Source organism: Chryseobacterium sp. VD8, from assembly GCF_037149975.1.
In the GTDB taxonomy this organism is placed as follows: Bacteria; Bacteroidota; Bacteroidia; order Flavobacteriales; family Weeksellaceae; genus Chryseobacterium; species Chryseobacterium indicum.
This window is the reverse complement of sequence record NZ_JBBCQL010000174.1, coordinates 1-9724: the sequence shown is the minus strand read 5'-3', so window position 1 is coordinate 9724 and position 9724 is coordinate 1. Positions and strand designations below refer to the sequence as shown.

At 34.2% G+C, this 9724-nt stretch carries 5 protein-coding genes, 1 tRNA gene and 1 pseudogene; 4 read left to right on the top strand and 3 right to left on the bottom strand.

Annotated elements, in window-relative coordinates; genetic code table 11:
* Both WFK35_RS16570 and WFK35_RS16565 read right to left on the bottom strand, forming a co-directional pair.
* Window positions 1-3336 (bottom strand): caspase family protein (locus WFK35_RS16570; protein WP_336733509.1); only part of this gene is annotated, 3336 nt, incomplete at its 3' end.
* Between the two features lie 1223 nt (window positions 3337-4559).
* Entirely contained in the window at window positions 4560-6098 is a 1539-nt protein-coding gene (locus WFK35_RS16565) for a hypothetical protein (RefSeq protein WP_336733508.1), read from the bottom strand.
* A gap of 643 nt (window positions 6099-6741) precedes the next feature.
* Here WFK35_RS16565 and WFK35_RS16560 point away from each other — a divergent pair.
* Window positions 6742-6906 (top strand): hypothetical protein, encoded by a 165-nt coding sequence (locus tag WFK35_RS16560; protein WP_214589456.1) that lies wholly within the window; start codon window positions 6742-6744, stop codon window positions 6904-6906.
* A 315-nt stretch (window positions 6907-7221) separates the two neighbouring features.
* Here the strand turns inward: WFK35_RS16560 and WFK35_RS16555 are convergent.
* A tRNA-Arg gene (locus tag WFK35_RS16555) sits at window positions 7222-7295 on the bottom strand.
* Between the two features lie 59 nt (window positions 7296-7354).
* On the opposite strand from WFK35_RS16555, the gene WFK35_RS16550 reads away from it, so the two are divergent.
* The 3 genes and pseudogenes from WFK35_RS16550 to WFK35_RS16540 form a co-directional block, all read left to right on the top strand.
* Entirely contained in the window at window positions 7355-8401 is a 1047-nt protein-coding gene (locus tag WFK35_RS16550) for an ABC transporter substrate-binding protein (protein ID WP_336733507.1), read from the top strand.
* A gap of 40 nt (window positions 8402-8441) precedes the next feature.
* The gene (gene mtgA, locus WFK35_RS16545; protein ID WP_336689356.1) at window positions 8442-9086 is read left to right on the top strand and encodes a monofunctional biosynthetic peptidoglycan transglycosylase; all 645 of its coding nucleotides are present in this window, start codon (window positions 8442-8444) and stop codon (window positions 9084-9086) included.
* A 13-nt stretch (window positions 9087-9099) separates the two neighbouring features.
* Window positions 9100-9724 (top strand): annotated as a pseudogene (locus WFK35_RS16540) (recombinase); the annotation flags it as partial.

The following is a 9724-nucleotide window of genomic DNA, read 5'->3' as shown; positions in this document are numbered from 1 at the left end:
AAATAATACTTTTGTAAGGGCGGGGTACAGCGCTCCTGTTTTTAATATTTGGGGAAGCTTTTTGAAAAAAGGATCATCGGTAGTATAACTATCATCCACCAGCTCAGTATCGCTGCCCACAATATAAAAAGGAAGATTTGCAGGAAATGTTTTATTGCTGAGGTCACTCAGAAACTGACTTGCTATAGTCATGTCTTTAAGCGTATTGCCCGGATTATAAAAGTTTTTAATTAAAAAGCTCAGTCCGGTAATAGCCCATTTTACAGGCCCAGTTACATTGAGTGCATGAGTCAGTAATAATTGCAGACTCTGTACAATCTGTCCTGATGCCTTTCCCCATTCCGAGCCGCCGTTGGGTGTTCCGGCCATAATAAATTTTGATACCATATCTGCTCCTCCGTTTTCACAAATAAACTGGCGGGTAACCAATCCTCCCATACTGTGGGCAACAACAGTGAGCTTAGGCATTGACTGATCGGGAAGGCCAATTGTATTCAACTGAATGGCCAGTTTTTTTGCAATTTCGGGAATTGTATTTTCAAGGTTCTCATAATCGAAACTCAGCATCATTTTCAGGCCGTTTCCTACTCTTGCATCAGCTTTTAATGATTCAGTCATGGATCTGGTATCTCCGAATATACCATGAATAATAAATGGTAGAGTAGCTTCTGGAGGTAATGACTGCAGTTTTTCCTTTATAGTACTTATATTGGTAGTAGAACTCCAGCCATTTTCAAAATAATGTAATGTCAGGGTTTCTGTCGGTAGCCGGAATAATTTTTTGAAAAATAGCTTTATGGAACTTGAAATACTTCTACTGGTAATGGCATCACTTACCAACGAGCCTGAAGTTGCTTTTGGAAGCTGTTCAATAATGATTTCCTCTTCATTGTTCATATAACCTACGGGGTAGAATAATCCGCTTTCTTCATCAAAGCCGTAAGGAACAATAGTGGAGTCGTATTCATCTATTGATCTTGATTGTAAAGAAGGGGTTAATTTTATTTTCAAAGGATTTCCTTCCTCAAGCTGAGGAAAGATATCTTTACCGGAAGCACTGATTTCAAGGGCTATAATGGAGTTGTTATCAGACCCCAGGCCGGATTCAAAAGGAGTACGGTCTGTAAGAGCTTCTCCCCAGATTGAAGACCCATAAAGGTCTTTAATGCTGCGGGATGTCTGAATATCGGATCCGGATACCGCCGTTACAAATCCTTCAAAATTACCGGGAGCTGATATTTCAAAAGCATCAAAAACGACAGGCGTTCCTGCTTTCAATATTTTACTTTTATTAGGACCAATGATTCTTATTGGGAAATTGAATACCGCCCAATCAGCTTCCGAGGGTTTCTGAGTGAAGGGGGATCCTGCTCCTTTAAAAAGCTCTGTTCCGGCTGCGGCACTTTTATAGTTAAGATTTTGCAACTGAAGGCTGGGTTGATCAAAATGATCCAGATTAATATCAGGATGAGAGGATACCACAATTTTCAGATAGTCTGTGATTTCATTAATGCCGTAGGAAGTATAATCCGGGTCAATAAATAAACCGGTCAGATCATATTCATCACCATTATCAGAGCTTATCAGTCGGATAGCTCCGTCTTTTGTCAGATGATTAATAGCCTGCCTTGTTTTTTTAGTATAAATACCAAAAAGACTATCCAGATAAATACTGCTAATGTAACATTCTTTGAGAGCAGAATCGGGATGAATGCTGATGCTGAAGCGAAATGCCGGAGCATAATTATCCCTGTATGAAAATTCGATTGAATTTTCAGGAGGAACATGGGAAATCTTACCCTGTACATCTTTTACATTTTCAGGACTAATCGCTTGTCCCTCAATTTTTTCCACGGTAAATATGAAATCGCTTGCTTTGAAGCGGGTTGTTCCGTTTTCAAGCTTTTTCACAAAATACCATTTGGCAACCGAATCGGTATGATTCCAGAAAATATCCGCTGAAGATTCTGCTTTGAATATTGGGATGTCCTGTTGTATTTCGGACAGATAATAATAAGGAGTTCCGCCTTTTTCATATATATTTACAAGATAATCGATGTCCTGTGATGAGTCGGTTATCAGTTCAACATACAATAGGTCTTTACTGGCTGCATTTTTCAGAGATCCCAGTATTGTATCATTATTCCGGATCTTTTGTGAAACCCCGATGCGTTTTTTCTTTAAAGCCAGACTGATAATCTGTGCTTGATAAAGTTGGGCCGGATCAAGTTGATCAAGATCACTTCCCTGAAGAAAACTGGTTTTCATATTGGCTTGATAAACTTCTGCCTTCACATTAGTTCCCTCTATTCTGATAATGGTTTTCTGATTGTTATTAGGTCCGGTAATCCCGTTCAGAAGGCCGGCCATAAGCTCCCACTGTTTTGTTCCGCGATTAAAATGTACTTCAAAGCTGGCACGGTAAGGAACCATACTGCCTCCAAGAAAAGGCTGATTCAGATCTTCAGGGTCGGTAGCATCAGCAACAGGATTTTGAGCTGCATTAGCGATAGATACTGCAGCAGCTACGCTTTTCATGAGGTTAGAATAACTTAATGCAGTCCCTTCATTCTGCAACAGTTCTACCAGCTTTCTGGAAAATAACCCTCCTTGGGGATTATCTCTTGATTGTTCATGATCCCGGCAGGCAGATAATTGTACATATCGGGCCGGTTTATAGCTAACCTTGCCGTCTTTTAAAGTGAAAAAATCTGTATTATAGCCTATACAATCCTTAAATTCCAAAATAGAAGTAGATTGGGGAGCCTGTCTGTTCTGAACCATCATCACATCGAATGCTGCTTCAATTGCCCGCGTATTGTCAGCGCTGTGGCAGCAATCCATGATGACAAGACAATGTACATTCGGTTTACCTTTTAGTGCATTAGACAGTAAGTAAGCCAGCTCTATATCTAAAATATCACGTATGCCAGAAGTACGGCTGTCTGCACAAACAAGAGTTTCGTTCTGAGGATTCCCTTTATAATCTCTAAACTCGGGAGGGGAGGTTATCGTAGAGCCATGTCCGCTAAAATAAAAAAGGCAGATATCTTTTTCACCAGCCTGGGCGAGATGGTTAAAGCCTATGCCTGTAATATTTTCAAAGCTTGGGTCACTATATTGAATATTGTGTTCATGCTCTGCAATAGAATGATCATTTTCATTGGGAGCGAGCAAATACAAGGGCATATAATTCAGATCATCATTCTGAGAAGCACATACTTTACGAAGGGTATCATCAATATTTAAAATATCCTGTATACATCCATTCAGTTTATTAACTGCCCTGTAATTATTAATGCCAACAAGGGTGGCATAGAGATTCCGTTTTGACATATTGCTATAAATGTTTGGTGATGATGTAAATCTAAAGACTGTTTAACTGTAAAATTTAACAGTGATTTTTATTGATTATTCAGATTGCTGACAATGATAAAAGCAGACTTATATTAATAAAGATATTCTGTTCTAAAATGAGTTTCCTGTTTCTGTATACCCTAATTATTACTCCAAATTGAAATAATTTTACTGTTATATTGTAAGAATTTTGATAAGGTAGATTCATCCATAATTTTATCAGTCATGATATGAATAATTTTCAAAGACTATTGATGCGCTCAGGGAGTCATCTCGGGTGATTTAAAGTGTAATGTCAAACATATACACTTGCAGTAACTGCGAATAAATAGTTTTTCATGTTTTTTTTAGTTTTGATAAATATATGAAAAAATTATGAAATATACAATGGGTTAAGAAAGGTTATAAATGAGAAATATTATAGATTCGATATTGATGTTTAGTTTTATTTTATATTACAAATTTATATTTTTACACATAATAAAATACTTCCTTATTCTATACAAGAATGTCCTATTAATATTACTCCGATAAAGCTTTCTGAGAAGGTAATATACTGGGAAGATAAGACCGGTCAAAATGTAGATTTTTCGATATTACACGACGAAATAATTCAGGAAATATCAGCCGGATTACATATAATAAAAACATTAATGAAATAATAAAAACATTAATGAAATAATAAAAACAGAAACTCCATTATAATTTAGTGCTCCTGCTCATTGTACCCGTTCAATCAAATATTTCATACTGAAATTTTACTGTTTAGGCGGGTATGTGATATAGGTTTCCTTAAAAAGAACTAATTACAAGAAATGTTAAATAAAAAAAGCGCCAACTGTTTTTAGTTGGCGCTTTTGGGTTTTTGTGACCTTAACGAGCGTATCTTCAAACACTATTGTCGATGATTTGATTCGATTAAGCCAGATTAAACAAGAATTGGCTATTCGAAATCTAGCATTAAATTTCTCGTAATTAAGAAGATTTTTTTGCAATATAATTTTAAATAGTTGAAACAATCTAAATTGAAATAGTTTTACTTTATTTTACTTAGATTGGCTTCCACCTTTTCATAGAAATTTTACAAAGAATATTTTAATTGTACGTTGTTAATAGGATATAAGTAAAGATGAAACGTGGTACATTTAATTATACAATTACCTAAAATTAAATATCGATCCAGTATTTTAAGGGTATTATAACTACTTTTTAAGTAATTCTCTAGCTTCTTCACGAGATGATTCCCTTATGTTATTTTTTAACTTATTAATTTCATCTATATTATTAGAAGATTTCATTGTATTAGTATTCAATTTTTTATTAATGTCAGTTTTGGCTGTTCCTTGACTTGCTAATAATGCTGCTTTTAATTCTGCATATTTTTCAAATAAGTGCGAGTTAATCAAAGGAGACTTAACATTTATTTTTTTTGATGTATTTGTCCTATACAAATTATTATTCATAGAGTGACAAGTAAAACAATTCATTCCTTCTGCTTGGAATGTGGTTTCCATAGTGACATTTGCTAAATCTAAACTACCAAAACTTTGCCCATTACCGGTACCATATGGTTTTGATAAATCTCCATCTAGCAACTCATTAATTGGAGCATTCGTTTTTGACCATATAGAGCCTACAAATTTATAGTTCGCCCATATTTTAACTTTATCATTCGTAAGGGCTTTTTTAGCTAATTCGTTACTAGATTTAATCATTGTAGCAAACTCTTTATCTTCTTTAATAACCTCCATTCCTTGAGATGCCTGATTGTATCTAACTCCTTCAGGGTAGGATTGAAATACTTTATTTTTAACTTTTGGAGTAAGAGTGGTTTTATCTTGAATAATTCCATCTTCTGTATTTCCAACAGCGTTTCCGTCGAATAATGTGTATTTATCTGATTTAGAATTTACAGGGTCTCCATGAAAACTTGTTCTGTCTGGTGCTAAGTCTCGTTGATCAAAAGTTGACCACACGCCTTCAGGGTGCTCTGCTGTAACGGTAAATATATGAAAGCCAATCATAGACATTCTTTTTAGCTCAGCGTTATTATAATTTTCGTGCAAATTTTTATCAGGTTTATTAACAATTGCAGTTATATTAAACGTTTTAGTAGAATCTACTACTTGAGATGTTTCTATCCAAGCTATTTTAATTTCGGTAGCACCAACTGGATATTGATTTTTACTCTCACGAATAGAACGCTTTAAGCTGTCATTTTTTAGTATTTCAGCTGCTTGGCTAATAATTAATGATGCATCGGCTGAATGAAACATCTCTAATATTCCGTCATTAGCATGTATTGAATACCTTACAAGAGAATTGCTCTTGCTACTCAATTTTGTTCCGTCTGCTTGTTGATACAAATCTAAGATTAATGGTAATTTACCATCTTTTATGTATGAAGATGGTAATCCTTTCTTTTTTAAAGAATCTATTTTTATTTCTTCGCCAAAATCATTAACCTGTTTTAATTCTTTCATAAATACAGGAACATTATCTTTGGTATTTGACGTTAACCATAAAAATTTTTGCCAAGACCAGTCAACAAACATTTGATCATTGTCAAGAACTATGGTATCGACTGTATTTTTAATTTCGTTATTCTTATTGTAATCTTCAAAAATACTTGCTAAACTTGTTTTAGTATTAGAGTAAGTTTCTTTTTTACAAGATGTAAGCCCCTGTAAAATTGCCGCTGTAATGCTCAAAAGCATCAGTTTTTTAAATTTTAATTTCATGGTTATTTAGATTATTAGTTTTTAGTTAATTATATTTTTAAAATTGCAATAACATTCTTTAGTTATAACGAGGGTGATTATTAAAAAATTATTACACTGTTTTACAAATCCCATTTTATACAATATAAATTGTAAAATTTTAGTCTGATATTAATTTCCCACTTAGCAACTCGAGGATGTTCCCATATGCTCAGTTAGCATAATAATAGTTACTAACATCATGACTAAATTATGACCAACAGATGAAAGCATAGGGAAAAACATAAATCCCCAACCTGTGCTAATAGGTTTAGTTTATACTTTATCAACAAAACAATATTAATATAATTTCTGTAAAAATAATTCAGTATTATTACTGAATTTTGAATTAATTTATTATGGAATGGTTAGTAAATTTTCGTGTGGTATTTAATTGAATCTCTTATCTTGTAATTTCATGAACTTCAACTAAGTTGCGGAAAATTATTGTATACAAAATTTCTGTTAAGGAACTAAATCGAGTACTTTTCTGAAAGATTAATTTAAACAATCAATTAATTAATACAAATTTCTCAGATTTGACTTGGATAAATTTAATGAACTCTTTAAGCTTTAAAATGTTTAAGCTGGAATATAATCCGGTTATAAAGAATTAATAAAGGAAGTGCTTTTAGATAACTACAAACAATTTACTAGCGATATTGAAGACAAAAGAAAATCAGTTTCAAAAGAAATTAATTTGCTTAACGAAAAGGTATCAAGTGCACGTGATAAGTATGTTGCAGATAAATTAGATGAGGAAGACTATATAAAGAAATCAAAAAAGTAACAAAATCGTAAATAGAACAACTTGAGCAGGAGCTATAGCTGATAGATTCAGAAAGTAAAGAATTAGATATAAAGACCAAAAATAGAAAATGCGCTTGATTCAATGGAAAACCTGGCAAACCTTTATCAGCAGGGCGATTTACAAACAAAGAGAACGATTGGGTGTTTGATATTTCCCCAAAAAGTCGAATTTGACGGAAAAAGTTTTCAAACACCTAGAATGAACATTGTCGCTCAGTGTATCTATCAATATAACAATGGATTAGGAAATAAAAAAACCGACATAAGAGAGTGAAAACTCCAAATGTCGGTCTTGTGAGCTCGACAGGATTCAAACCTGTAACCTTCTGAGCCGTAATCAGATGCGCTATTCAGTTGCGCCACGAGCCCGTTGTTTCCTTATCGTTTAAAGGTTTGCAAATATAGCACTTTTTTCTTTTCTTTGAAAGATGAAACCGAGAATTTTACTATTAATAGCGTTTTTCGCGCTAACCTCTTGTAAAAGAGAGACAAAAAATTCACCTTCGGAAGCTGTTTCAGTTTCAAATTTGGTGCAGTACAAAGAAGAGAATGGAGGAATACACATCAAATCCGGAAATTTCACCTATGATTTCAAGAAAAATCAGATTCCGTTTAAAAAAATTATCCTGCTGAATGCAAGTATGGCGGGTTATATTTCTGAACTGAATGCAGAAAATCTCATTATCGGCGTATCAAATCCCGAATATATTTATTCTGAAAAAATTCAGAATTTAACTAAACAGGGAAAAATTCAGAATTTGGGAAGCGAACAGAAATATGACGTAGAAAAAATTATTTCCCTGAAACCAGATGCCATTTTTACCAATCACATTGCAAGTTTTGACAATACATACCAATTGCTGAAAAATAACGGAATTCAGGTTGTCTTTCTGGATGAATATCTGGAGCAGAAACCTTTGGAAAAGACAGCTTACATTAAGCTTTTCGGAAAACTTTTAGGAAAAGAAAAAGAAGCGGAAACAAAATTCGATGAAGTTGAAAAAAACTACAGTGATCTGAAAAAACTGGCGCTTACTGCAAAAGAAAAACCAATTGTTTTAGCAAACGAAATGTATGGAGATGTATGGTATCTTCCGGGAGGAAAAACTTCTGCTGCTAATTTTATTTCCGATGCCAATGCAGAATATATTCTTAAAGACAATACAGATCAGAAGGCTGTAACCATGAGTTTTGAAGAGGTTTTTGCAAAATCCGGTAAAGTACAGTATTGGATCAACGCAGGAAATCATATCTCCAAAAAAGAAATGCTTAGCATGAATCCTTTTTACAGCAAACTGAATGTTTTCAATAAAGGAAAAATCTATGTGATTACAGGAAAAGAAAAAGCACAGGCAAACGATTTCTTCGAAAGTGGTGTGGTACGTGCAGATCTGGTGTTGAAAGACTATATTAAAATTTTTCATCCTGAACTTTTACCAGGATATCAGCTTACTTACATGAAAGAATTGCAATAACTCGGAGTATTTCCTTATTTTTGACTTTCTTTTTAAAATTATGTGGAAAAAAATTAAACAGATTATATTCGTCCTTCTTATTCTTAACGTAGTTTTTATTGTCTGGGGAAGATTTTTCAATCCTCCCATTACGCTTACCCAGATTGGAGGACTCTTTGAATACGGAAGATTGCAGAGAGATTATATTTCCTATGATGAAATGGGAAGTAACGTAAAAAAAGCAGTAATTGCTTCCGAAGATCAGAAATTTTTCGATCATGATGGTTTTGATTATCAGGCGATTGAAAAAGCCATGAAAAACAACGAAAAAGGAAAAAAATTAAAAGGAGGAAGTACGATTTCTCAGCAGACGGCAAAAAATATCTTTCTTTGGCAGGGTAGAAGCTGGATCAGAAAAGGACTGGAAGCAGTGTATACTTTCATCATCGAAAAAGTCTGGAATAAAGACATCATTCTGGAAAGATACCTGAATTCCATAGAAATGGGACAGGGTGTTTTCGGGATAGAAGCGGCTTCAGAATATTATTTCGGAAAATCATCCAAAGATCTTACCACCTCTGAAGCAGCGTGGATTGCAGCCGTTTTACCCAATCCTAAAAAATATGATCCTAAAAATCCCTCTCCTTATCTGAGAAAGAAGCACAACTGGATCATGAGACAGATGAGGAATGTGAGTCTGAAATAGTATCTTTGCACCAATGAAACTCTTTAATTCCAGCACAAGTTTTGAGTCTGCTCTTAAAAAATATTTCTCTTTTAGGAATGAAACACTTTCGCTCGATCCGTTTGCCGAAATTTTAGAAAGCGTAAAAATGTCAGATTTTGCAGATCTTCTCAGCTTTTTCAGAGCAAATACTGAAATTCTTGAGAATTTTAAATATTACCTTCAAAATATTTTTAAAGGAAAAGCATTCAACTTATCCCTTACAGAAGCCAATATTTTATCAGAAAATGCCTTTATTCCTGAGCTTAAAAAAAGAATTCTGAATAAAGTGCTTCCACCGGTCGTTAACGAAAATACGATCTGGTATATGATTGATAATGTAAGTCTTACTCCGAAAAAAGATCTGAGTTTCTTTCATAATCTTCCTGAAAATGAAATAGATGAACTTTTCAGATTGCTGGAAATTTCAGATTTTATCGTCAGTCCGGAAGTGAAAAAAGAAATGCTGTTCTCCATGAACATCCTTTCATGGCGCGTTACAGGGGCAGCGATGGAAGTTGAAGTCGTAAGAATGGCTCCTGAATACAGAAAGTTTGATAATCCTTTCCTTGCCCTTCAGAACGAGCTTGAAGAACTGGCTGCCGATTTCGCAAAAGACA

Excerpts from the sequence above, each read along its gene's own strand:
- WFK35_RS16550 (WP_336733507.1), top strand. The coding sequence starts at position 7,355 with ATGAAACCGAGAATTTTACTATTAATAGCGTTTTTCGCGCTAACCTCT.
- WFK35_RS16565 (WP_336733508.1), bottom strand. The coding sequence starts at position 6,098 with ATGAAATTAAAATTTAAAAAACTGATGCTTTTGAGCATTACAGCGGCA.
- mtgA (WP_336689356.1), top strand. The coding sequence starts at position 8,442 with ATGTGGAAAAAAATTAAACAGATTATATTCGTCCTTCTTATTCTTAAC.